Raw genomic sequence first — 24,535 nt, 5'->3', positions numbered from 1 at the left:
GTTGCCGTACTGCTCCAGAGCCTCGTCCAGTCGCGACGGGTCGGCGGAGTCCGCCGGGCGGACGGTGTCGGTCAGCCCGGCGGGGGCCGACTCGGCGTCGAGGAGAGCGTGTTCACCGCTCGCGGACCTGAAGCCCTGCTCGCCGAGCGCCGCCCGGCCTTCCGCACCGGTCAGCCAGGTGCGGAAGCGGTTCGCCTCGTCGTCGCGCGCGTTCGCGTCCAGGTCGCCGTGATCCCAGCGCACCCGCACGAACGTCGGTTCCAGACCAGGGACGTCGTCGGGGTAGGCGGCGGTGCGCCGGGCACGGGTGGCCGGGTGGCAGTCGACTCCGCTCCTGAGCAGGAACTCCGGGACCAGGGCCGCGCCACGGTCGTCCGCGTCGTCGTCGTCGGGCAGCGTGCACAGCAGTTTGACGGCCGAGGGCTCGGGCCGCTCGGGCCGGGTGATGAGCCGCTCGGCACCGCGCGCGTCGTCCCCGTCGCCGTACAGGCCCACGGTCGCCAGCAGTGCCGAGCCCGTGAAGCCGGGGTCGGGGCGGTGCACTTCGGCGGCCCCGGGTGCTCCCTCCAGGGCTTCGACCAGCTCTGACAGCGACCGCCCGGTGGGCTTCCCGAGGGTGCGGGCGAGGTCCTTCGGGACGGCCAGCACGACCGGCGAGAACGCGAACGGCTCGGCGTCCGGTTCCAGTCGGGTGAAGACCCGGTCCTTCTGCGCGGCGGTGACCCGGCCGACATCGGCGCCGGTCGCGGGGATCCACACGTCCGGCTGCGGGCCGATGTCCCGCTGCGGGTTGTCGTCCTCGCGCGGCTGCTGCCAGGCGTCGGTCCGCTCGCCGAGCGCCTTCACCACGGCGGCGGCACCGGCGCTGTAGACGGTGACGCCGCTGCGCCGGCAGCCGTCGTCCGTGGTGTTCGCGTCCGAGGCGAAGTAGGCGTCCGCGGCCGCCTGTATCGCCGCCTCCATGTCGGGGTCGGTCAGCACGCGCAGCTCCGGGGACGGCGCGCAGATCGCGGAATCGCCGATGACGGCGAAGATCCCGTAGCCGCCGGCGCCGGTGGCAAGCAGGGCCAGCAGGAAGGTGAGCAGGGTACGGCCGAGCCGGTCGGCGACGGCCCGGATGCTGTGGACCGCCGCCCGCCTGACCTGCCGTAAACGGCGTAGGAGGACCTGGGGCGCGGGCCCGGCCGGAGCGGGAGGTGGCGGTGGCGGTGGCGGCGGATCCGGTGCCGGAGACACCGGCACAGACACCGGCTCCGGCGGAGGCTCGGGCGCCAGCGAGGGCACCGGCCGTGCCGCCAGCAGGACGTCCGCGTCCGGGTCCCACGGAGGAGCCAGTGCCTGCGGTATCTGCGGGTCGTTCTCCTCCGCCCTGTAACCCGCCTCGTGCATCCGCTGCTTCAGCGTGGGATACAGCTCGGAGAGCCACACCTCCCCGCCCTCGTCGAGAACCTCCGCCAGCTCACGGGTGAACGGCGTCGCGAGGTCGGCGTCCCCGCCCAGGATGCAGCGGTTGGGCTGGACGCTCATCAGGAGCAGGACCTTCTCCTTGTTCCCCTCCGGATCGGGGAAGCGGTGCCAGATCCCCGCGGCGTGGCCCGCGTAGCAGCAGTCCAGGATCACCAGCACCTTCTCGGCACGGCCCTCGGCGACGCAGACCTCGCTCAGCACCTCGGCGAAACTCACCGCGCCGGGCAACTCGCCCGCGAGCACCCGCGCGGTGCGCATCTGGAGGTACAACTCGCCGCCGGACGTGTTCACGACGGCGTGCCCGGCGAAGTAGAGCAGCAGCAGGCCCTCGGCCTCGCTCACGGCGCGGCGCAGCGCGCCGGTGAAGTCGTGCTGGGACGGCGAGGGCAGCACCGTGACCTCACCCGCGCCGAACACCCCGCCCCGGTAAAGGGCGTCCTCGAGTGTCGTCCGGTTGTGCCGCACGGCGGGAAGCTGGCCGGTCACGCCATACGCGGCCGGCGCCGTGTGGTCGTATTCGGACACCCCGACGAGCAGCGCGCGGTTCACTCGGCCGCGCGGGTCGAAGCGGCTCACCGGTCTACGACCTGTCGGAGCCCAGCGGACGGATCTCCGAATCGGGTTCGCCGCCCTGGAGCCTGCGGCGGTTGTTCTTCCAGGTCTTCACCGCGCGGGCGGTGTATTCGGTCAGCGCGGCGATCGTCGCGACGTCACCGAGCAGCTGGAGGACGAGCTCGATGTCGGGCCCCAGACGCCCCTTGGGCCCTTCCGTGCTGGTCCGCTCCTCTATGCGCAGCTGCTCGGCGGAGAGCAGCTGCTCCAGCGGTTCGTCCCGCTCCAGCCACGCCCGCAGGGCTCTGACATCGTCCACGGTCGCGCCGTCACCCAGCCGGACGCGTACGCCTAAGACAGCCACTTCGTCCCCCTCTGTCATACCCGACATCATGACACCGGGTCAGGCCCCGAGGGCAGACCTTTGACGCGAATCCCGCAAGCGATTGCACACCCTTTCACGCCACCCGCCCCCGGCGCGCGGGTGCTCAGCCCTGAGTCTGGAGCTGGCGCAGCTGCCGCTGTACATGGTCGAGCGCCCCCTCGCGCCGCCCGGGCACCCGGCCGCGCAACTCGGCGAGTCCGAACCCCAGTTCACGTGCCTGCGCGGAGTCGGATATCTGGCCCCACTGGTGGTGGGCCCGGTCGACGGCCGACTCGACGGCGGGCGCGTCCACCGCCTGCCCGGCGTTCAGCCGGGCGGTGGCCACTGACAGCCAGGTGCGGCAGCTGCGGGCCGCGTCCCCGGCGAACATCGCCAGGTCGGCCCGGACCTCGGCCCAGTGCAGGGCCTCTTCGGAGGCGCGTCCGTGCGCGGCCACGGCGGCCTGCTCGTGCCGGGCGGCGAGCGCGTCCGCGTCCTGGTGCCGGCCGGACTGGACGGCGGCGGTGATGGCGGTGTGCGGATCGCCGCTCACCGGGCCGGCCGCGCTGACCACGATGTCCCGGCCGGCGCTCTCCTGCGCGATCCGGGCCAGCGCCTGCTGGTGCAACTGCTCCGGCGGCGGGCGGAAACCGCTGCGCAGGATCGTCGCCACGGCCTTCATGTACGCCGGTGCCGCCACCGAGCGCCGGGACGGCGGTGGTGCGATGCGCCCGTGGACGGCGGTGCCGCGGCCCGAGTCCAGCGGGGTGCTCCGCAGCAGCTCCCAGGCCTCGGCGTCCGCGTGCAGGTCGAGCACGAGTGTGGTCGCCCCGGCGGGTCTGAGGCGCAGCTCCTCCCGGAACCAGTGCCAGGGGAAGGCCGTGTAGCGCACGGTCGGGGCGGTGGTGCGGGCCAGCGCGAGATGCGGCAGGCGCTGCTTGCGGTCGAGCTGGAGCTGTCCGGTGACGTACACGGTCAGCGGGCCGGGGGCCGTGGCGGCGGCGCGCAGCCGGGTGAGGACGGCCTGCGGCTCCAGCGGGTCGGCGAGTTCGACGACGTTCGCGGTGTCCGTGCCGGACAGCACGTGGGGTGGCACGGCGGCCAGGACGGGGAGCACGGAGGCGGCGTCCACCAGGCGCCCCTTGCCCAGCGGCGAGGCCGCCAGCAGCAGCACGGTTCCGGGCATCTCTTCCCCTCCCCCGGTCGATCACGTACGGCAGCACCGTAACCTCTGCGGCTGCAAAGAGGGCCCTCAGGACCGCAAACGTCCGCCTTCGGGTGGTTCGCCCCCGGCTCCGGACGTCCACCGACTTGCCAGCGGCCCCCCGCAGGTGTGCCCTGGTAGGCAGGGGCAGGGAGAGAGGAGCACTCTCATGGCTCATGCGGCACCCGCCTCACGCGAGGTGGCCCTGCGGCACCGCACGCCCGATGTCTTCAGCCCACGCGTCCACATGATGGCGAAGGTCGTGACGCCCATCGCCCTCGGGCTCGTCTACGGCTACTGGGCCGCGGCCAACCGGCGCTACGGCGGGCCCATCACGGGCTGGAACCTGCTGTTCGGCTTCGTCACCGCGCTCGTGTTCGCCGTGCTGTTCGCCGCCGTGTGGCAATTCGGCCCGAGGCTGCGACGCGAACTGCACGCGGCGCTCTGGTTCGCCTTCACGGGCTGTGCGACCGGCTTCCTCATCAGCCAGTCCGGCCTGTCCGTGCTGTGGTCCATGTGGCTGGGCCTGGCGGCCGGGGCGGGCGTCCTGCTGACCATGTTCTACCGCTACTACACGCACGAGGACGCCACGGGCCACCGCATCGGCTGACCGGGACCGGCCCGGCCCGCGCGTGCGTGCGTGCGCCCGTAGGGATCGACTCGTACGGCTCGACATGTACGGCTCGACTCGTTCGGCTCGACATGTGCGGCCGATTGCAGTCACTCCGCGCGCGGAGCGGGCCCGGGGCGGCTTGCCTGGAAGGGTGCCCGAGCGCGACCGGGCGCCCGTACCCGAGAAGGCGCCCCTACGACCGCGGAACGCCCTGTCGGCCGTTCTGCTGGCCCTCGCGTGCCTGCTCGTGCCGTTCGGGGCGCTCGCGTCCTGGGCGGCGCACGGGCTGACCGACACCGGCCGCTACGTCCGTACCATGGCGCCGCTCGCCGCCGATCCGGACGTGCGGCTCGCGGTCGCGGACGCCGTCGGGGACGGCATCATGCGGGAGGCCGGGCACGAGCTCGACACCGGCTCCCTGCGCGGCGCGGTCGGGCCCTTCGTGCACGACGCGACGCGCTCCTTCACCCGCACCGAGGCGTTCCGCGCCGCCTGGGACGCGGCGAACCAGGCCGTCCACACCGCCGTGCTGCACGCCCTGCGCGACGACGGGGAGCGGACGGCCCCGGTCACCGTCGACCTCGCCCCGGTCGTCGCCCGGGTCAAACGCCAACTCGAAGACGACCACGTGTCGTTCGCCCACCGCATCCCGGTCACGCACGCCCGGGTCCCGGTGCTCCCGGCGGGGGACGTGGACCGACTGCGCAGGGGATACCACGTGCTGGACACCGCCGCCTTCTGGCTGCCGCTCACCGCCGCCGTGCTGGCCGTCGCCTCGATCGCCGTCGCCGCCTGCCGCCGCCGCGCGGTCACCGCCCTCGGCCTCGGCACGGCGCTGGGCGGCGGGCTGCTGGTCCTCGCCGTGGCGATCGGCCGCCGCCTCACCCTCGCCGACCTTCCCGACGCACCCCACCGCCCGGCGGCGGGCGCGGTCTACGACGCCCTGACGACCACCCTGCGCACCGTGTCCTGGCTGCTGCTCGTCCTCGGCCTGGCCGTGGCGCTCGGCTCATGGCTCACTGGCCGGTGCCTCGCCGCGCGGCGACGCGGGCGAGCGTCCGCAGCGCCCGCCGCAGATCCCCCTCCGGAGCCGACGCGAGCCCGAGCCTGACGGCGTCGGGCGTGTGGCCGGGGGAGACGGCGAAGGCCCGCCCGGGCGTGACGGCGATGCCGTGCGCGGCCGCGGCGGCCGTGAAGGTGTCGGCCCGCCACGGGGCCGGCAGCTCCCACCAGGCGAAATAGGCGCGCGGATCGGACCGCACGGCGAAGCCGGCGAGTTCCTCGGCGAGGATCCGCTGCCGCCGCGCCGCGTCCGCCCGCTTGGCCTCCACCAGCCGCGCCACCGTCCCCTCCGACGCCCAGCGCACGGCCGCCTCCAGCGCGAACCGCGCCGCGCTCCATCCGCCCGACCGCACGGCGTCGGCCACGGCGGCGACCCGCTGCGGCGGCACGACGAGGAACCCGACGGTGAGCCCGGGGGCGACCCGCTTGGAGAGCCCGTCGACGACATGGGCGAGGGCCGGGGCGTGGGCGGCGAGGGGATCACCGGCCCCGTGCCGCTCACTCGAGCCGTGCAGGAAGGACCAGATGCGGTCCTCGACGATCGGGAGGTCCAAGTGGTGGATCAGCTGGGCGAGTTGCAGCCGCCGTGTCCGGCTCGTCGTCAGGGACGTCGGATTGTGCAGCGTCGGCTGCACGTAGAGGGCGGACAGGGGTGCCGTGCGGTGCGCGGCCGCGACGGCCTCCGGGAGCAGCCCGGCCCGGTCACCGGCCAGCGGCACCAGGGTGATGCCCAGCCGGGCCGCGATCTCCTTGACCAGCGGATACGTCAGCTGCTCCACGCCGACCCGGCCGCCCGGCCGGACCAGGGAGGCCAGGACGGCGGCGATGGCCTGGCGGGCGTTGCCGGTGAACAGCAGCCGGTCCGGGGCAGGGCGCCAGCCGGGCGTGGTGAGGAGGGCTGCCGCGGCCTCCCGGGCTTCCGGGGTGCCGGTGGCGGCGGCCGGCAGCAGGGCCTCGGCCAGCACGTCGGGGCGCAGGAGGGGCGCGAGCACGGGGGCGAGCAGCTCCGGCTGGCCGGGCGCGGTGGGGTAGTTGAGCTCCAGGTTGACGGGGACGCCGGCCGGCCCGGGCTCGGCGAGCGCCTGCCCCGCGGGGCCCGCCGGGCCCGCCCGTACGAAGGTGCCGCGCCCCACCTCGCCGACGACCAGCCCGCGCCGTACGAGTTCGCTGTAGACCCGGCCGGCCGTCGACGGGGCGATCCCGCGGCGCCGCGCGAACGCCCGCTGCGGCGGCAGCCGTTGACCGGGCCGGAGCCGTCCGGTGGCGATGTCGTCGGCGATCAGATCGGCGATGCGCCGGTAGTCACCCATCGGTCGGCCTCCCCCTTGGATTGCACCGAGAGCAAAGATCTTATTGCACCGAGTAGTTGGGCGGCCTAGGGTCGTCCTCATGGCACCCTTCCTCGCATACGAGGACAAAGGCCCCGTCTCTTCCCGGCAGCCCCTTGTCCCCAAGGTCCCCCTGGTTCTCGTCCACGGCCACCCCTTCGACCGCACGATGTGGGCCCCGCAGCTCGGGACGTTCTCGGCGGACCGCCGGGTCATCGCCCCCGACCTGCGCGGTTACGGCGCCTCTCCGGTCACCCCGGCCGTCATGGACTTCTCCGGGTTCGCCCGGGACATCGAGGCCCTGCTGGACGAGCTGAAGGTGGAGTCGTTCGTCCTCGCGGGCCTGTCGATGGGCGGCCAGATCGCGATGGACTGCTACCGCCTGTTCCCCGAGCGGGTGAGCGGCCTGGTCCTCGCGGACACCTTCCCGTCGGCGGAGACCCCTGAGGGCGTCCGCACCCGCGACGCCATGGCGGACCGCCTCCTGGCGCAGGGCATGCGTGGCTACGCCGACGAGGTCCTGGAGCGCATGGTCGCCCCCTACGCCCCCGACGGGGTCAAGGCCCACGTCCACGGCATGATGACCGCGACCGCACCCGAGGGCGCCGCCGCGGCCCTGCGCGCCCGCGCCCGCCGCCCCGGCTACGACGACCTGCTGCCCCGCGTCTCCGTCCCGTCCCTGGTCGTCGTGGGAGCGGACGACACCTTCACACCGGTCTCCGACGCCCTGGCCATGCACACGGCCCTCCCGGACTCGGCGCTGCACATCATCGACGGCGCGGCCCACATGCCGAACCTGGAACGCCCGGACGTCTTCGACCAGGCGCTGGCGGAGCTCCTGGCCCGGGTCGACGCTCGGCAACCTTCCTCCGCCCCACCCCGTCCTTGAGGGAGGATGCGGGCGTACCACCGCGCGAACGGAAGGCCGGCCTGTGAACACCGCCGCTGCCGAATGGACCGCCACGGACGACGGGCCGGAGCACGGCCCGCCCGGGCGGAGATTCGGCGCGGGGTTCGCCTTCCTGCTGCTCGCGGGCGTGAGCGTGGTCGTCGGCTTCCGGACCGCCGACAGCGACGGCGTCACACCCGTCCCGCAGCTCCTCGCCTTCCTCCCCTGGCTGCTCGCGCCCACCGGCCTGGCGCTGCTGCTCACCCTGCGCTCCCACTGGTGGCTGGGAACAGCCTGGGGAGTCGCCGTGCTCGGCCTGCTGGCGTGGTTCATCGAGCCGTACGGCAAGGTCGACGACCCCGCCGGCCGCCCGGTCGCCGACCTGCGCGTGCTGACGTCGAACGTCGAGTTCGGGCAGGGCACCGGCTCCCTGGTCGCCGCCGCGCGCCGCGAGAAACCGGACATCATCTTCGTACAGGAGTGCGACTACGAGTGTGACGAGCGGCTGCGGAAGGACCTCTCCCAGGACTACCCGCACCGCAGTGCCGTCGAGGGCGGCGGCTCCGAGGGCTCCGTGATCCTCAGCCGCTTCACGCTCCGGCCCACCGGCGGGGTCCCCGCCACCATGGGCATGCCCGGGGCTGTCGCCGACGTGGACGGGCACACCGTACGGCTCCAGCTCGCCCACCCCATGCCCCCGCTGCCCGGGCAGGTCGGCCTCTGGAAGCGGGAGCTCGGCGCCCTGCGCGCCGCGGCCGTCACCGACCGCGGCACCCCGCTCGTCCTGGCCGGCGACTTCAACGCCTCCCAGGACCACGCCGCCTTCCGCCGCATCCTCGACACCGGCCTGCGCGACGCCGCCCGCCTGGACGGCTCCGACCGCACGGCCACCTGGCCGGCCCGGACCGCCCCGACGCTCGGCGCCCAGATCGACCATGTGCTGGTGTCGCGGGACTTCGCGGCCCGCGACACCCGCGTGCTGGACCTGTCGGACACGGACCACCGGTCGGTGATCACCGACCTGACGCTCCATCAGCGTCCTGAGGGTGAGTCCTGACGGCCGGACTTCTCCAGGGCCTTGTCCATCGCCGCCGCGAAACCGTTGGCCCAGAGCTGGTTCACCCGGGACCGCTCGTTGGTGTTCGGAATGGCGTTGGTGCAGGACGTGCCGGGCCCGCCACCGGACATCAGCTCGCTGCACGGCCCTGGTAGTGGTCGGGCAGGCCGAGGACGTGACCGGTCTCGTGGGCGGTGACCCGCGTGGAGTCGTACTGCTGGTTCTGCCGGTAGTCGAGGAAGATGTAGCCGCTGCCGTGCCCGTCGGTGGAGGCGTACGAGCCGCGGGAGTCGTTGCCCTCCCGATAGCTGAAGTCGGCGGAGGACGCGGACCCCGACTGGAGTCTCACGTTCGACACCGAGCTGTTCCATATCTGCGTGCTGCGCGCTATCTGGGAGCTGAACGTGGGCGCGCGGGACGCGTCGTAGACGACGGTGACGGCCGCGGTGGCACTCGGGTTGGCGGCACGCTTCTCGGCGACCGACTTCAGGACGGCCTGGAAGAAGGCCTTACTGGCGTCGGACTCGGCGGAGCCGGCGGACTGGGCGACGTACCCGGCGTGCGGGGCGGCCGCCGGAGCAGCCGCGGCGGGAACCGTGGTACCGAAGCCGACCGTCGCGAGGCCGAGGCCGAGAACCGCCAGGGCGGACGTGGACTTTCGCATGGAGACTCCTTGGTGGGGGTGAGTCGTCACCGGTGAGTCTCGATGCCTGTGCGGCGCCTGTGATGATGGCAACCGGGGATAGGACGGGACTATTGGCTGCCCAATTCACATGCTTTAGCGATGAATTATGTGGCTGGTTAGAGACGCGATTCCGCTTTAGCCTCACGGAGCATGGAGCTCGAGGTGAGGCACCTCCGCGCGCTGTGCGCCATAGCCGACACCGGCAGTCTGCACCGCGCCGCCCGGCACCTGGGCGTTGCCCAGCCGTCGTTGAGCACACAACTGCGCCGCATCGAGCAGGAGCTGGGCGGCCCGCTGTTCCTGCGCGCCCACACCGGCTGCCGCCCCACCCCGCTGGGCCGCCTGGTCCTCAGCCGCGCGCGTCCGCTGCTGGCCGAGATGCAGCTGCTGGTGGTCGAGGCGAGGGCGGCGGCGGGCGGCGGCACCGAGCTCCGTATCGGCTCGACCGCGAGCAAGGCCCTGGCGGGCTGGCTGCGCCGCCTGCGCGCCCACGGCCAGAATCCCACCCTCCATATGAACGTCTCCGCGAACGCCCTGCTCCGCATGGTCGTGGACGGCCAGCTCGACGTCGCCTTCGTGCACGAGGTCGAGGGCTGCCCGCTCCGTATCCCCGCGGAACTCCGGCTGCGTGTCCTGGTCGAGCGCGAGCCGCAGTTCGTGTCCCTGCCCGTCGACCACCCGGCGGCCGGAAACCCCGAGGTCGACCTGAGCGACCTGGCCGGCGACCGCTGGATGATCGACCCCACGGTCGACGGCGAATGGGACGCCGTCCAGCGGATGTTCCGCGCCGCCGACGTCAGCCCGCACGTGCTGCACGGCGACTACCACACGGCCGACGCCCTGGTCGCGACCGGCGAGGTGGTCACCGTGTGCCAGCCGACCCGCACCCCCCGCCCCGACATGGCGGTACGCCGCCTCAAGGGCGACCCGCTCGGCGTACGGCTGCTCGTCGCGGCGCGTACGGAGCCGGCCCTGCACGGCGTCTACCCCGCACTGGAGGAGGCGTACGGGGAGGTGGCCCGGCAGGCACCGGCGTACCGGGAATGGCTGGAACGAGCACCGCAGGGCACCGCGCCGCTGCTCGGGGCACGGCCGGCGCCCGACGGCCCCCACAGACCGCCGAGCCCGGCCCTCCCCTGATCCCCTCGAAGGATCTCGAAGGTGCGGCGGGTCAGACGCCGATGTCGCTGCCGTCCGCGCGCCACACGGCCACGACCGCCGGACGGACGTGCTTCCCGGGCCCGTCGGGCCAGGTGCTGGCCGGCTTCTCCACGGACGCGCCGTCGATCTCGCCCGGGTGCTGCACCGAGACGAGGACGCGCCGGTCCTGGATGATCGGACCGCAGGTCTCGGCACCCTTCGGCACGGTCAGGAACTGCTTGAGCTCACCGCGCCGCTCACCCCGGGTCGCCACGCCGAACAGACCGTCGTGCGAGCCGAGCTGGGCGCCGTCGGTGGACATCCACAGGTTGCCGTAGGGGTCGAACGCGACGTTGTCCGGGCAGGAGATCGGGCTGACGCCATCCTTCGGGAACCCGGCGAAGTACGTCGCCGGGTCGTCCGGGTCACCCGCGACCAGGAACAGCGACCAGGCGAACTTCGTGCTCTCCGGCCGGTTCCAGCGCTCGGTGAGCTCCAGCACGTGCCCGTGCTTGTTGGCGCGACGCGGGTTGGCCTCGTCCGCCTTGGCGTTGGACCCGACACCGCGGTTGACGTTGTTGGTCAGGGCGACGTACACCTTGCCGGTCACCGGGCTGGGCTCGATGTCCTCGGGCCGGTCCATCTTGGTGGCGCCCACCTTGTCACCGGCGATCCGGGTGAAGACGAACACCTCCTCCGCGGTCATCCCGTCCACGTGCGAGACGGCACCCTTCGCGGTGGCGGTGGCCAGCGGAATCCACTGCCCGCTTCCGTCGAACTCCCCGTCCTTCGGCAGCTTGCCCGTGCCGTCGGTCTCGAGGTCGGGGGAGTCACCGGTGAGCTTGGCGACGTACAGCGTCCCCTCGTCGAGCAGCGAGAGGTTGTGCTCTCGGACGGCCCGGGAGGTCCCGTGCCTCATCCGCTTGCTGCCGACGAACTTGTAGAAGTAGTCGAACCGCTCGTCGTCACCGGTGTACACGACGGGCCGCCCGTCGCCCGTGAGCCGCACGGTCGCGGCCTCGTGCTTGAACCGGCCCAGCGCGGTGTGCTTGCGGGGCGTCGACTCCGGATCGTACGGATCGAACTCGACGACATACCCGAACCGGTGCACCTCGTTCGGCTCCTGGGCGACATCGAACCGCTTGTCGAACCTCTCCCACTTACGCTCGGTGGCCCCGGTCTCGATGCCGTACCGCTTGTCGGTGTCCCGGCTCGCGTTGCCGAAGTACTGGTTGATGTTCTCCTCGCCGTGCAGGGTCGTGCCCCACGGGGTGACACCACCCGAGCAGTTGTTGAGGGTGCCGAACACCTTGGTGCCGGTCGGGTCCGCGGAGGTCCGCACGAGCTTCGACCCGGCGACGGGCCCGGTCAGCCGGAACTCGCTGGTGACGGTGACGCGGCGGTTGAGCCGATGCCGCGAGACGGCGGTCAGCTTCCCCGTCTCGCGGTCCTCCTCCACCACCACGGCGGACAGCCCGTGCGCGGCCCAGGCGATCTCGGCCTGCTCACGGGTGGGGTTGGCGGCGTCGTACCCCCGGAACATCAGGATCTCGTCGGTGTACTCGTGATTGGCGACGAGCAACTGCCTGCCCCGCTCACCCGGCAGCGGGAGGAGGGCGAGAAAGTCGCAGTTGTACCCGAACTGCCCGGCCTGCGCCTTGGCGGTCTGCTTCTCCGGGTCGAAGGCGGGCGCCCCGCGCAGAATGGGCTCGCCCCAGCGGATGACGACGTTCTGCCGGTACCCCTCCGGCACGGTCACGGCATCGGTGGTGTTGGGCGCGACGGGCGCGAAGCGCAGCCCCCGCGCGCCCTTGTGTTTACGCCGGGCGGCCGCGGCGGCGGTGTCGGCTGCCGTGGCCGGTGCCGCACCCGCTGACGGAGCCTGCCCGATGGCCACGGCCCCCGCCCCCGCGACGGCCACGGTCACCACGGCCGCGGCCCGCATCATCGACCGGCGGCCGATCGCACCGGCGATCACGTCACCGACGTACTCGTTGGAGCTGGTGTTGGGCACCTCGTGGAAGCAGGCGTCACCACACCGGAACCGGCAGGTCATGGCGGACCGCCCGCCAGGGTGCGATCCGGACGGCGTTCCGATCAACGGCAGCAGCTTGCGCACTTTGCTCTCTCCTTGGATGCCCTTGGTGTCAGCGTGACCGTAGGAGCGCATATGTGCGGGAGCCGGGCGTCTGAATGAACTGCGGGTGAACCTGCGGCATCTGTGCGGCAGTTGTGCCGATTCAGCGGGGCGTCACCTTCGCAGACCGGATGTCCCCTTGACAGAAAGGACCTCGCACACCCGACCCTGCCCAAGATCACACAGGAGGGCCGCTAACCTTACGTGTCCGTCCTGGCCAGGGATTGACGGCTCCACCTCACGCGAAGGGTTGCGCGCACATGGGCATTCTCACTCTCTTGCGGAACGCGTTCGGACGGTCACGCAAGTCACGGACCGCCGAGGCGGAGGGTGCGGCGCGGTCGACCACGACCACGGAGGAACCGACGGCGACGCCGCCGGCCGACACATCGACGCCCCGGGCCCAGGTACCCGCCCAGGAGCCCCCGACCGCCTCCGGCGAACGCCAGACCCCCTCCCCCACGGCAAGCGTCCCCGAACCCCGCACGTCCTCCTCCTCCTCCTCCGACGAACACGACCTGGTCTCAGCGGCCTTCGACAAGGTGACGTCGGTCCCCAGGCCGACCCGCTCTTCGGAGACCGACGAGGCGGAGGCGGCTGCGGCGGAGGCGACGGTTGCCGAGGAGCCGACGGCGGCTGTCGAGGAGCCGACGGTCGCGGAGAAGGCTGGGGTCGTGGAGGAACCGGCGGTCGTCGAGGAACCGGCGGTCGCCGAGGATCCCAAGGGCGCCGAGGAGCCGGTGGCTGCGGAGGCCGCGGAAAAGGCGGCTGCCGCCGAGGAGCCCGCAGTCGCCGAGAAGCCCGAGGGCACCGAGAAGCAGACGGCCACGGAGCCCGCGGAGGAGCCGGCTGCCGTCGAGGAGCCGGCTGCCGTCGAGGAGCAGCCGCCTGCTGCCGATGAGCCGGAAGCCGTAGCGCCGACCGCTGCCGAGAAGGCGACGGCTGCCGAGCCCGAGGCAGCTCCGGAAGAAGCGAAGCCGGAGGCGCGCCAGGAGGCCGAGGCGAAGCCCGAGGCCGACGCTGACACCCAGGTCGCCGTCGAGCCCGAGCCCGCCACGGCACAGCCGGAGCCCGAGCCGGAAGCGGAGCCGAAGGCGGAAGCGACCCCGCAGCCGGAGGCTGAGGCACCCGCACCCGCACCCGCACCCGCACCCGCACCCGCACCCGCACCCGCACCCGCACCCGGCAACGATGGCGGCACGGGTGGTGCGGGTGGGAACGACTCGGCCGAAGGCGAAGCCGAGGCCGAGGCCGAGCCCGGTTCCGAAGGGCCCGCCCTCCCCCTCACCCGCGTAAAGTCCCACGCCCCCGGCCTCACCACCGCCTACAAGGCCGCTGCCACCACCCTCAAGACCCACAACCTCACCGGCACCCGGGCCAAGGTCTACCTCGTCCTCGACCGCTCCGCCTCCATGCGCGCGTACTACAAGGACGGCTCCGCCCAGGCCCTCGCCGAACAGACCCTCGCCCTCGCCGCACACCTCGACCCCGAGGCCACGGTCCAGGTCGTCTTCTTCTCCACCGAACTCGACGGCACCGGCGAGATCACCCTCACCGACCACGAGAACAAGATCGACACCCTGCACGCGGGCCTCGGCCGCATGGGCCGCACCAGCTACCACGCGGCAGTCGAAGCGGTCCTCGCCCACCACGGCAAGGAAGCGGCAACCGGCACCCCGGCCCTGGTGATCTTCCAGACGGACGGCGCCCCCGACGCCAAGACCCCCGCCACCCAGGCCCTCACCGCCGCCGCCGAGTCCCACCCCACCGTCTTCTTCTCCTTCGTCGCCTTCGGCGACCCGGAGAACAAGGCCTTCGACTACCTCCGCAAGCTCAAGACTCCCAACACGTCCCACTTCCTCGCCGGCGAAACCCCCCGCGAGCTCACGGACAACGAGCTCTTCGAGGGCGTACTGGCGAACTGGCGCCCGTAGCCACGGCACGCCCCTCGGGGGGTGGACAGGAGAGAACCTCCTGTCCACCCCCCGAAACGCGTGTGAGTCGATCTCCGACGGGCCAGTAGGATTTCGACCATGGCGGCCACTGGATCCGAGAAGCAGGGGGCGAAGGCGTACTACGTCTCGACCCCCATTTACTACGTCAACGACGCTCCTCACCTGGGCCACGCCTATACGACCGTCGCAGGCGACGTGCTCACCCGCTGGCACCGTCAGCGCGGCGAGAAGGTGTGGTACCTCACCGGCACGGACGAGCACGGTCAGAAGATCATGCGCACCGCGGACGCGAACGGCGTCAGCCCGCAGCAGTGGGCCGACAAGCTGGTCGAGGAGGCGTGGAAACCTCTCTGGGAGCACCTGGAGATCGCGAACGACGACTTCATCCGCACCACGCAGCAGCGGCACACGGCCCGTGTCCAGGAGTTCGTCCAGGACCTGTACGACAAGGACGAGATCTACAAGGGCGGCTACGAGGGCCCGTACTGCGTCGGCTGCGAGGAGTACAAGCTCCCCGGCGAGCTCCTCGACGGCGAGGGCGAGTACGCGGGCCAGAAGCTCTGCCCGATCCACAAGAAGCCCGTGGAGAGCCTCAGCGAGGAGAACTACTTCTTCAAGCTGAGCGAGTACGGCGACAAGCTCCTCGCCCACTACGAGGCGAACCCCGGCTTCATCCAGCCCGAGTCCGCGCGCAACGAGGTCGTGAACTTCGTACGGCAGGGCCTGCAGGACCTCTCCATCTCCCGTTCCACGTTCGACTGGGGCATCCCGATCCCGTGGGACGACAAGCACGTGATCTACGTGTGGGTCGACGCCCTGCTGAACTACGCCACGGCGGTCGGCTACAACGAGAACCAGGCGAAGTTCGAGGAGACCTTCCCGGCCGACGTCCACCTGGTCGGCAAGGACATCCTCCGCTTCCACGCGGTGATCTGGCCGGCGATGCTGATGGCACAGGGGCTCCCCCTGCCCGGCAAGATCGCGGCCAACGGCTGGCTGATGGTCGGCGGCGAGAAGATGTCGAAGTCGAACCTGACCGGCATCAAGCCGCAGGACCTGACCTCGCACTTCGGCGTGGACGCGTACCGCTGGTACTTCCTGCGCGCGATCGCGTTCGGCCAGGACGGCTCCTTCTCGTGGGAGGACTTCTCGGCCCGCTACACCAGCGAGCTGGCGAACGACTACGGCAACCTGGCGTCCCGTGTCGCGGCGATGGTCGGCAAGTACTTCGGCGGTGAGCTGCCGGAAGCGACGGCCGACGGCGAGGCGGAGAAGGCGGTCCACGAGGGCCTGACGAAGGCCGTCACGGAGGCCGACCGGAAGATCGGCGAGGAGCTGGACTTCCAGGGCGGCATCCTGGCGATCTTCGACTTCGTCAAGCAGGTCAACGGCTACATCACGGAGCAGGAGCCGTGGAAGGTGGCCAAGGACACCTCTGACGAGGGCAGGGCCCGTCTGGCCACGATCCTCTACACGGCCGCCGAATCGCTCCGCGCGCTCGCGGTCCTGCTCAACCCGGTCATGCCGGAGACGTCGCAGAAGCTCTGGGACTCGCTCGGCGCCGAAGCCTCCCTCGGGGCGCTCGCGGACCAGAAGGTCCAGGAGTCCGGCGAGTGGGGCAAGCTTGCGCCCGGCGCGACGGTCACGAAGGGCGCGGTGCTCTTCCCCCGCCTGGAGGAGAAGCCGACGGCGTAACGGTCGTAACGCGCTCGCTACAGCGCGGGGCCCGGGAGGACGAGCATCTTCTCCCGGGCCCCGCGCTTTGCGAAGATCGCACCAGGACGGCCGCCCGGCCGCCGCCACTCACCACGGGGGTTTCCATGGCACTCTTCGGCAACGCGCACACCGTAGACCCGGCATCGGCCCAGCAGGACTACGCCCGTCTCCTGGGCCACGGCGAGCAGGTCCACGCCGCGTTCCTCCTCATCCGCGACACCATCCTCTTCACCGACCGCCGCCTGATCCTGATCGACAAGCAGGGCATCACCGGCAAGAAGGTCGAGTACCACTCCGTGCCCTACCGCAGCATCACCCACTTCGCGGTGGAAACGGCCGGCACCTTCGACCTCGACGCGGAACTGAAGATCTGGCTCTCCGGCTCCCAGCTCCCGATCCAGAAGACCTTCACCAAGGGCGTCGACATCTACGAGGTCCAGGCGATCCTGACCCAGTTCGTGGCGCGCTAACGGCCTTCCACGGCGTACGGCACGAAGTCCGCCCAGGCGCCGGGCGTGATCGCCAGACGGGGGCCTTCGACGTTCTTGGAGTCGCGAACATGCACGGTGCCGGGGGTGACGGCAAGTTCAACGCAGGAGTTGCCGTCATTGCCGCCGCTGTAGCTGCTCTTGAACCACGCCAGCCCGGAGGTATCCCCGACAGTGCTCTTGCGGATCATGTCTCTCCCAGCAGTTGCTCGATGAAGGCCAGCGACTCCCGCGGAGAGAGCGCCTGAGCCCGGTGCCATACCGCAGCTCAAGGATGCGCAAGTGTTTGGGTTCGTGGGTCGGCCGACCATTGAATGCGCCGTCGGAGCGGCCCACCGCCGTGCCGTCCGGGAACTTCAGCAGCTCGATCCGGCCGTCCAGCCCGGAATGGGTGTCACAGTTCATCGGCATCACCTGAAGCACGACATTGCGCAACCGCCCGACCACCAGCAGACGTTCAAGCTGCTGACGCCACGCCATTGTGCCCCCGATGGGGCGCCGCAGGACCCCCTCTTCCAGGACGAAGCTGAGTGCTGGCGCGGGCGAGCGCTCGAAGACCGACTGACGGGCCAGACGAGCAGCCACCATGCGCTCCACGTCATCCGGCGAGTACGGCGGCTGTGCCGCCCCGATCACTGATCGTGCGTGCTCCGGCGTCTGCAGCAGCCCAGGGATGATGTGGCACTCGTACAGCGCGATCTCAACCGCCTTGCCCTCCAGCTTTCCCAGTTCCCGAACCTTCTTCGGATACCGGACCCTCTTCACGTCCTCCCAAGCCGCCGCAACGAGCCCACCCGCTCCCAGCACCTCGTCGGCCTTGTCCAGGTACTCCTGCCGAGGAATCCGCTTCCCGCCCTCGACCTTGTAGACAAGGTCCTCTCCATAGCCCACCGCTACCGCGAACTCGGCGGCCCGCATCCCCACCGCCTCACGCCGCAGCCTCAACTGCCGCCCCACCGTGGTGATGACGGCCACTCCCCACTCGTCGTCCGGGTCGACCTCCCACCCCGGCTCGGCCGCTTCCCCACTGAGCCGACGCACCTCGCCGTCCACCGTCATGCCGCACCCTCCTTCGTACCGCCGACAGCCCGGACACCAGCCGACAAGCCCCGGACAGTCACCCTACGTATCAGCGCTGTCACTGTTCACGGTAGGCGCGCACCGCCACGCTCAGTGACGTGAATCAGGAAAAGTCCACCCAACTTCTCTCGTCCACCGAGCACTTCAGCGTCCTGCTGTCGTCCACACCGCGCGGCGCCCGCCTCGCCCGGCTCCTCGCCATGAACTGGATGCGCGCCCGGGACCTGCCGTACCGCGTCACCGAGGCCACCGAACACCTCGTCGCCGAACTCGCCGCGAACGCCGCCACCCACGGGCGACTCCCCGGACGCGACTTCCGCCTCGTACTCGAGGCCCGATGCGAAACCCTGCGCATCGAGGTCACGGACACCCGCGGCGAAGACCTCCCGCGCCACCGCCCACCCGCCCTCACCGCCGAGTCCGGACGCGGCCTCCTCCTCGTCGAGGCCCTCGCCGACCGCTGGGGCGTGCGGCTCGGTCCGGTCCCCCGCAAGACGGTATGGGCAGAACTCGATCTACCGAACCCCTGACCAGCGAAAACGACACACGCACCGTGACCCGACCGCGTGCGCTCCGGTGCCGTCGGCGCTCTTCCCCAAGAAACACGAGAGGGAAAGAAACCCCACCAAGCCCCACCCCTCCCGCCCACGGCGCACGCTCACTCCCCGAGTGAACATCACCAACTGAGCTGGATCTCGCACCGGTTGCCTGCCCTACGCTCAGCGCAACACCAAGCACCACGGCACAACCCCCAGACATACAACGGCCCTCGCCGGGACTGGCATCCCAATGCGAGGGCCTGACCACCAAGGAAGTCGACCCTTCCCGATGGACACTCAAAACCCTAGCGTGCGCCCGCACGCCCAGTCCCGTAACAGCGGCAAAAACCACCCGCACCGGCGCACCAGCGGGCGGGCCCGCCCCGGCGGTGGCGTCATCCACGACAACACCCGCCACACCACCCGCTTCACGGTGATCGGCAACCACCTCACGCAGCACCCCGACCTGTCGCTCCTCGCGATCGGACTGGCCTGCCACATCCAGTCGCTGCCCACCGGCGCGGGCATCGACATCAAGTCCCTCGCCGCCCGCTTCCCCGAGGGCCCCACCCGGATCGCCGCCGCCCTGCGCGAGCTGGAGACCCACGGCTACCTGAGCCGCACCCGCGAACGCACGCCGACCGGCCGCATCGTCACCCGCACCGTCTCCTGCAACCAGCCGGGCCGCCGACGCGACGACGACACGTCCGAAACGGCACCGCCCAAGCGCCCGACGCCCCGAACGGCCGCCGCCCCACAGCGCAAACCCGCCCGCCCCAAGGCCCTCCCCGCTGTACCGAAACCCGCGTACAGCTCCCCCACCCTCCTCCAGACAGCCACCGAGGTCCTCGCCGGCCTCCGCCGCACGGACCCCCGCCTGCTGCTCTCCGCCACCGACACCGAACACCTCGCCCCCGGCGTCGCCGCCTGGCTGGAACGCGACCTCACCCCCACCGCCGTACGCCACGCCCTGACCAGCGGCCTGCCGAACGAGCCTCTGCACCGCCCGGCAGCCCTCCTCGCCCACCGTCTGACCGCCCAGCTGCCACCCCTGCCGCCGTTCCGCGTCCCCAACCCCCCTCCCGTCGTCAGGCTTCCTCTTCGGAACTGCGAAACCTGCGACCGCGGCTACCGCGGTCCCGACCCTCGCAACTGCCAGGGATGCGCGTCTGGCACCGGGTAGGCGCCTCCGCCTCCTCAGGAACCGGCCCGCTCGAGACCCCTCTGGAGCACGGCGAAACAGAACGCTTCTTCTGCTCTCGAAAGAGTGAACGCCACCTGATCGCCGAGTCCGGCGATCCTCGATGGACCTAGCTTGCGCCCATGGTCACATCAACCCATGAGACCTCCCACCGGATCTTCCAGGACCATCCGGAGGTTCTCACTCCCGCCTTCGAAGCACTGGGGCATGGTGGCCCGCGGCATGCGGTCGTTCGACAAGGCAACAGCTAAATACTGGTGCGAATGGCTTGAAGTAGGGCTGGAGAACACTCCGGCCCAGGAGACCTGGAGAGAGCTGGAGAAAATGGTCGGCACTTACTTCCCGGGCAGGGGAACCCTCTTCGAGGAGACGTACCTGGAGGGCATGGCTCAGGGCAGGGCAGAAGATCGCACGGCGCTCATCCTCCGTGTCCTGGAGAAGCGCGGCATCGACGTCCCCGAGACGGCCAGGGAACGCGTCACCTCCTGCACCGACCTCGACACCCTCACCCTGTGGTTCGACCGGTCTCTGACGGCCACCTCGGCGGAGGAGTTGTTCGCGGACGGCCCGGCCGACCCGGCCTGACCAACGGACGGACACAAGGAGGCGCCCGGGGTACCCGTACCCCGGGCGCCTCCACGTCCCGCGCTCAGCTCACAGCCGCCTCGCCCTTCACCCCCGTACGACCACCCGAGCCCACCTGCGGCCCCGATGGGTGTGCCGTACGAACGCCACCCCCAGCACCGCCAGGATCGATGCCGCCGAGAGCGTGTAGAGGCCGCCGTTCGTGCTGCCGGTCGTGTCCTTCAGGTAGCCGAACAACGTCGGCGAGACGAAACCGCCCAGGTTTCCGAGCGAGTTGACCAGCGCCAGACCCGGCGCGGCGATCTTCAGGTCGAGGCCCGACTGGGCCATCGGCCAGAACAGCGTGGCCGCGCACTTGCCGCCGACCGCGGCCAGGGTGAGGGCGACGAGGCCGAACCAGGGCGAGCCGAGGGTGGCGAGGAAGGTGCCCAAGGCGGAGAGGACCAGGGCGATCGCCAGGTAAGGGCGGCGGTCCGGGGCCCGGTCGGTGAAGTGGCTCATCGTGTACATCGCGATCACCGCACAGATCCACGGGATCGCCGACAGCAGGCCGATCTGGAAGGGCGACAGTCCGCCGATCTCCTCCACCAGGCTCGGCAGCCAGAAGGTGATCGCGTAACCGGTGAGGGCCATCGCGAAGAAGACCGAGGTCAGGACAGCGACCTGCGGGTGGAAGATCAGCTTCCAGCGCGACACCGACGGCGCACGGTCCCGCGCCTCCTTGTCCCGGGCCACCGCATCGCTCAGCGCGTCCTTCTCCTCCTGCGTGAGCCACTTGGCGTCCTGGATCCGGGAGACGAGGAAGAACCCGGCGATGAAGCCGACCAGGATGGAGAAGGCTCCTTCGAGGGCGAACATCCAGCGCCAGCCCGCGATGCCGCCCGCGCCGTGCAGCTCCAGCAGCGCACCGGTGATCGGGCCCGTCACGATGTACGCCGTGGCCGAGCCGCCCAGGAAGATCGCACTGGCCCGGCCCCGGCTGGAGTCCGGCAGCCACTGGGTGAAGTAGAGGAGCACACCGGGGAAGAAGCCGGCCTCCGCGACACCGAGCAGGAAGCGCAGACCGTAGAACATCCACACGTTGTGGATGAAGCACATCGCCACGATCACCAGACCCCAGGTGATCATGATCCGGGTCAGCCAGACCCGCGCGCCGAACCGCTCCAGCCACATGTTGCTGGGCACCTCGAACAGCGCGTAGCCGATGAAGAACAGGCCCGCCCCGAGCCCGTACGCCGTGGCGCTGACCCCGACGTCGGCCCGCAACTCGTCCTGGACGAAGCCCACGTTCGTCCGGTCCATCTGGTTGACCAGCAGCATCAGCACCAGGATCGGCAGCATGCGGCGCAGGAACTTGCTCACCGCTCGCTGCTCGACCTCCGGTATGGCGGTCGCGGCTTCTGACATCGTTGTCTCCCTCGATGTGCACATACGTGAACAGCAATCACGTACGCGTTCTCGAAGGGACCTTATGGAGGCACGCCTTCCGGGTCAACGGGTTGAGCAGAAGTACATGTATGTGAATGTGGGGCGGACAATCCGTAGACGTCCGCCCCACATCGACTACGTCCGTCAGCTCGCCGATGCCGATGCGCCCGGCTGCACCGCGTCATCCGTACCGTCGTGTGTCACCTCGGGGTCGACGCCCATCGTGAGGGTGGCGACGACACCCTTGGCGATGGCGTTCTTCCGGTACTTGAGCTTCAGCAGCCCGCCCTCGGTCCCGTTGCCCGGGTAGATGGTGTCCTCGTCGAGGGTGGTGCGGGTCGCGGCGTTGGTGGAGTACGGCTCGACCTTCGCGGACGCCAGCACGGACTCCTCGTCGAAGAAGAGCTGGCCCGTGTGGCAGGTGGTGCCGCCCTCGTAACCGGCCTTGGTCCAGGCGCCGTTGACGTGCACCTTGGTGTGGATGTGCACACAGCGGCCCTGGTACCAGCCGGGGAAGACCGTACGGAACTCGACGAAGCCCCGCTTGTCCGTGCGCCAGGTGCCACGCAGATAGCGCTCGTCGTCGGTGGGCTCCTGGTGGCCCCCGCCTCCGCCGCCCCCGTCCGGAGGCGGACCCGTGGGCGTACCGGTCGGCGTACCGGAGGGTGTACCGGAAGGCGGCGTACCGCCACCGCCGCCCCCGCCGCCGCTGCCCATGTCCTCGTAACCCGAGTAGACGCCCAGCGCGTTGCAGTGCCAGATGTCGACGGCGGCGTTCGCGAGGGGCTTGCAGGTCTCGGAGTCGATCACCTTGAGGCGCAGGGTGAGCGGGATGCCCTCCTGGTCCTCGGTGACGTCCTGGCGGAGCTTGTCCGCGTCGATGTAGTAGGGGCCCTCGGTGGTCTCGGAGGTCAGCTCGTAGCAGGCCTCACCGGAGCTCGCGGCGGCCTTCCCCGGAGTGGCGGCCTTCGGCTCCTCCCCGGCGAACGCGCCCGCCGCGAACGTACCGCCGACGCCCGCAGCCACCGCCGCACCGGCGCCCGCCACCACGACCTTGCGGCGTGTCAGATCCCTTTTGTGTTTCGGCCCTTGAGCCGTTTCCTGTCCCGTCATGGGAAGGGAAGTTAGGGAGCGCGGCTGTCAGGAGCCTGGGTAAGAGCTGGGTGAGAGCCCTGCGTACGAAAGCGACTCGGAACCGACCTCGGTTCCGAGCCACTCACATCCGTACGCCTACTTCGGCTGCGGCTTGCGCACCGACAGGTGCAGCTCCTTCAGCCGTGCCTCCTCCAGCTCCGTCGGCGCGCCCATCATCAGGTCCTGGGCGTTGCCGTTGAGCGGGAAGGAGATGGTCTCGCGGATGTTGGGCTCGTCGGCGAGCAGCATGACGATGCGGTCGACGCCCGGGGCGATGCCGCCGTGCGGCGGGGCGCCGAAGCGGAAGGCGCGCAGCATGCCGGCGAACTTCTCCTCGACCGTGTCCCGGTCGTACCCGGCGATCTCGAAGGCCTTGAGCATGATCTCCGGCTCGTGGTTCCGGATCGCGCCGGAGGACAGCTCGACGCCGTTGCAGACGATGTCGTACTGCCAGCCCAGGATGTCCAGCGGGTCCTGGGTCTCCAGGGCCTCCAGACCGCCCTGCGGCATGGAGAAGGGGTTGTGCGAGAAGTCGATCGCGCCGGACTCCTCGTCCTTCTCGTACATCGGGAAGTCGACGATCCAGCAGAAGCGGAAGACGCCCTCCTCGAAGTGCCCGGCGCGCTTGGCGGCCTCGACCCGCACCGCGCCCATGATCTTCGAGACCTCGTCGAACTCGCCCGCGCCGAAGAACACGGCGTGACCGGCGGCGAGGGACAGGCGCTTGGTCAGCTCGGCGACGTTCTCCTCGGTGAGGAACTTCGCGATCGGGCCGGACAGCGAGCCGTCCTCGGCGACGCGGACCCAGGCCAGGCCCTTGGCGCCCTGCGTGACGGCGTAGTCCCCGAGCTGGTCGAAGAACTTGCGGGGCTGCGCCGAGACGTCCGGCACCGCCAGGGCACGCACGTGCTTGCCGGCGAACGCCTTGAACTCCGAGCCCTCGAAGATGTCGGTGATGTCGACGAGTTCGAGCTGGGCGCGCAGGTCCGGCTTGTCGGAGCCGTACTTGAGCATCGCCTCGCGGAACGGGATCCGCGGGAACGGCGAGGTGACGTGGCGTCCGCCGCCGAACTCCTCGAACAGCTCGGTCATCAGCTTCTCGACGGGCTGGAAGACGTCCTCCTGCTCGACGAAGCTCATCTCCACGTCGAGCTGGTAGAACTCGCCGGGCGAGCGGTCGGCGCGGGCGTCCTCGTCGCGGAAGCAGGGCGCGATCTGGAAGTAACGGTCGAAGCCGGAGATCATCAGCAGCTGCTTGAACTGCTGGGGCGCCTGCGGCAGGGCGTAGAACTTGCCCGGGTGCAGACGGGACGGGACGACGAAGTCGCGGGCGCCCTCGGGGGAGGTCGCGGACAGGATCGGCGTCGCCATCTCGTTGAAGCCCAGCGCCGTCATCTTGTGCCGGATCGCCGAGATGACGGCCGTGCGCAGCATGATGTTGCGGTGCATGCGTTCGCGGCGCAGGTCCAGGAAGCGGTACTCCAGGCGCCGCTCCTCGTTGACCCCGTCCTCGGCGTTGATGGTGAAGGGCAGCGGGGCGGCCGCGCCGAGCAGCTCGACGTCGCCGACCTCGACCTCGATCTCACCGGTCGGCAGCTCGGGGTTGATGTTCTCGGCGCCGCGGGAGACGACCTTGCCGTCGATGCGGACGGTCGACTCCTTGGAGAGCTTGTCGAGGGCCTCGTAGGAGGGGGTGCCGGGACGGGCGACGAGCTGCGTGATGCCGTAGTGGTCGCGCAGATCGATGAAGAGGATGCCGCCCAGGTCGCGCCGATTGTGCAGCCAGCCACTCAGCCGGACGTCGCTGCCGACGTCAGAGGAGCGGAGCTCGCCGCAGGTGTGGGACCTGTACCGATGCATCGTCGTTCATCCAGTCTTCGCTGATCGGGGTCTGTGTTTCACGTGAAACTG

19 protein-coding genes and 2 pseudogenes are annotated in these 24,535 nt (G+C 70.8%); 11 read left to right on the top strand and 10 right to left on the bottom strand.

Annotated elements, in window-relative coordinates:
* Positions 1–2,047 precede the first annotated feature (2,047 nt).
* The gene (locus ACQEV8_RS22335) at positions 2,048–2,401 is read right to left on the bottom strand and encodes a hypothetical protein (RefSeq protein ID WP_432962811.1); all 354 of its coding nucleotides are present in this window, start codon (positions 2,399–2,401) and stop codon (positions 2,048–2,050) included.
* Between the two features lie 106 nt (positions 2,402–2,507).
* Positions 2,508–3,569 (bottom strand): hypothetical protein, encoded by a 1,062-nt coding sequence (locus tag ACQEV8_RS22330; protein WP_432962809.1) that lies wholly within the window; start codon positions 3,567–3,569, stop codon positions 2,508–2,510.
* Between the two features lie 187 nt (positions 3,570–3,756).
* On the opposite strand from ACQEV8_RS22330, the gene ACQEV8_RS22325 reads away from it, so the two are divergent.
* Positions 3,757–4,197, top strand: coding sequence for a hypothetical protein (locus tag ACQEV8_RS22325; protein WP_432962807.1), 441 nt, complete (start codon positions 3,757–3,759; stop codon positions 4,195–4,197).
* A gap of 154 nt (positions 4,198–4,351) precedes the next feature.
* Positions 4,352–5,311: a hypothetical protein gene (locus ACQEV8_RS22320; protein ID WP_432962805.1), complete on the top strand. Its 960-nt coding sequence runs from the start codon at positions 4,352–4,354 to the stop codon at positions 5,309–5,311.
* Here ACQEV8_RS22320 and ACQEV8_RS22315 read toward each other — a convergent pair.
* Positions 5,217–6,572 (bottom strand): PLP-dependent aminotransferase family protein, encoded by a 1,356-nt coding sequence (locus ACQEV8_RS22315; RefSeq protein ID WP_432962803.1) that lies wholly within the window; start codon positions 6,570–6,572, stop codon positions 5,217–5,219. The two genes, ACQEV8_RS22320 and ACQEV8_RS22315, sit on opposite strands and share 95 nt — an antisense overlap.
* Before the next feature lie 79 nt (positions 6,573–6,651).
* On the opposite strand from ACQEV8_RS22315, the gene ACQEV8_RS22310 reads away from it, so the two are divergent.
* Positions 6,652–7,479 carry an alpha/beta fold hydrolase gene (locus ACQEV8_RS22310; protein WP_432962801.1) on the top strand — a complete coding sequence of 276 codons (828 nt, stop codon included), beginning with the start codon at positions 6,652–6,654 and terminating at the stop codon, positions 7,477–7,479.
* A 43-nt stretch (positions 7,480–7,522) separates the two neighbouring features.
* Positions 7,523–8,536 (top strand): endonuclease/exonuclease/phosphatase family protein, encoded by a 1,014-nt coding sequence (locus ACQEV8_RS22305; protein WP_432962799.1) that lies wholly within the window; start codon positions 7,523–7,525, stop codon positions 8,534–8,536.
* Here the strand turns inward: ACQEV8_RS22305 and snpA are convergent.
* Positions 8,512–9,200, bottom strand: a pseudogene (gene snpA / locus ACQEV8_RS22300) (snapalysin). The gene ACQEV8_RS22305 and the pseudogene snpA overlap by 25 nt on opposite strands.
* Before the next feature lie 171 nt (positions 9,201–9,371).
* Between snpA and ACQEV8_RS22295 the strand changes: the two are divergent.
* Positions 9,372–10,361, top strand: a complete 990-nt coding sequence (locus tag ACQEV8_RS22295; RefSeq protein WP_432962797.1) for a LysR family transcriptional regulator — start codon at positions 9,372–9,374, stop codon at positions 10,359–10,361.
* 31 nt (positions 10,362–10,392) lie between these two features.
* Here the strand turns inward: ACQEV8_RS22295 and ACQEV8_RS22290 are convergent, their stop codons facing one another.
* Positions 10,393–12,480 (bottom strand): PhoX family protein, encoded by a 2,088-nt coding sequence (locus ACQEV8_RS22290; RefSeq protein ID WP_432962795.1) that lies wholly within the window; start codon positions 12,478–12,480, stop codon positions 10,393–10,395.
* Positions 12,481–12,758: 278 nt separating this feature from the next.
* Between ACQEV8_RS22290 and ACQEV8_RS22285 the strand changes: the two genes are divergently transcribed.
* The 3 genes from ACQEV8_RS22285 to ACQEV8_RS22275 all read left to right on the top strand — a co-directional run bounded on the left by ACQEV8_RS22285 (position 12,759) and on the right by ACQEV8_RS22275 (position 16,639).
* Entirely contained in the window at positions 12,759–14,432 is a 1,674-nt protein-coding gene (locus ACQEV8_RS22285) for a VWA domain-containing protein (RefSeq protein WP_432962793.1), read from the top strand.
* A 99-nt stretch (positions 14,433–14,531) separates the two neighbouring features.
* Entirely contained in the window at positions 14,532–16,148 is a 1,617-nt protein-coding gene (gene metG / locus ACQEV8_RS22280) for a methionine--tRNA ligase (protein WP_432962791.1), read from the top strand.
* Positions 16,149–16,273: 125 nt separating this feature from the next.
* Positions 16,274–16,639 (top strand): PH domain-containing protein, encoded by a 366-nt coding sequence (locus ACQEV8_RS22275; RefSeq protein ID WP_382491931.1) that lies wholly within the window; start codon positions 16,274–16,276, stop codon positions 16,637–16,639.
* Here the strand turns inward: ACQEV8_RS22275 and ACQEV8_RS22270 are convergent.
* Together ACQEV8_RS22270 and ACQEV8_RS22265 are read right to left on the bottom strand one after the other, a co-directional pair.
* Entirely contained in the window at positions 16,636–16,848 is a 213-nt protein-coding gene (locus tag ACQEV8_RS22270) for a DUF397 domain-containing protein (protein ID WP_432962789.1), read from the bottom strand. The two genes, ACQEV8_RS22275 and ACQEV8_RS22270, sit on opposite strands and share 4 nt — an antisense overlap.
* Positions 16,845–17,716: pseudogene (locus ACQEV8_RS22265) on the bottom strand (helix-turn-helix domain-containing protein). Before ACQEV8_RS22265 ends, ACQEV8_RS22270 begins: the two are co-directional and overlap by 4 nt.
* Positions 17,717–17,835: 119 nt before the next feature.
* Here ACQEV8_RS22265 and ACQEV8_RS22260 point away from each other — a divergent pair.
* The 3 genes from ACQEV8_RS22260 to ACQEV8_RS22250 all read left to right on the top strand — a co-directional run bounded on the left by ACQEV8_RS22260 (position 17,836) and on the right by ACQEV8_RS22250 (position 20,062).
* A complete protein-coding gene (locus tag ACQEV8_RS22260; protein ID WP_432962787.1) occupies positions 17,836–18,267 on the top strand; it encodes an ATP-binding protein in 432 nt (143 codons plus the stop codon).
* Positions 18,268–18,565: 298 nt separating this feature from the next.
* Complete coding sequence (locus tag ACQEV8_RS22255) at positions 18,566–19,459, top strand: helix-turn-helix domain-containing protein (protein WP_432962785.1); 894 nt, start codon at positions 18,566–18,568, stop codon at positions 19,457–19,459.
* Positions 19,460–19,699: 240 nt separating this feature from the next.
* Positions 19,700–20,062 (top strand): hypothetical protein, encoded by a 363-nt coding sequence (locus ACQEV8_RS22250; protein ID WP_432962783.1) that lies wholly within the window; start codon positions 19,700–19,702, stop codon positions 20,060–20,062.
* A gap of 87 nt (positions 20,063–20,149) precedes the next feature.
* On the opposite strand, the gene ACQEV8_RS22245 is transcribed toward ACQEV8_RS22250, so the two are convergent.
* The 3 genes from ACQEV8_RS22245 to aspS all read right to left on the bottom strand — a co-directional run bounded on the left by ACQEV8_RS22245 (position 20,150) and on the right by aspS (position 24,484).
* A complete protein-coding gene (locus tag ACQEV8_RS22245; RefSeq protein ID WP_432962781.1) occupies positions 20,150–21,469 on the bottom strand; it encodes an MFS transporter in 1,320 nt (439 codons plus the stop codon).
* Positions 21,470–21,634: 165 nt separating this feature from the next.
* Complete coding sequence (locus tag ACQEV8_RS22240) at positions 21,635–22,603, bottom strand: intradiol ring-cleavage dioxygenase (protein WP_432962779.1); 969 nt, start codon at positions 22,601–22,603, stop codon at positions 21,635–21,637.
* Positions 22,604–22,720: 117 nt separating this feature from the next.
* The gene (gene aspS, locus ACQEV8_RS22235; RefSeq protein ID WP_432962777.1) at positions 22,721–24,484 is read right to left on the bottom strand and encodes an aspartate--tRNA ligase; all 1,764 of its coding nucleotides are present in this window, start codon (positions 24,482–24,484) and stop codon (positions 22,721–22,723) included.
* Positions 24,485–24,535: the final 51 nt, after the last annotated feature.

The organism is Streptomyces sp. CA-179760 (assembly GCF_050937045.1).
Lineage (GTDB): Bacteria > Actinomycetota > Actinomycetes > Streptomycetales > Streptomycetaceae > Streptomyces.
This window is presented reverse-complemented; position numbering and strand designations above follow the sequence as displayed.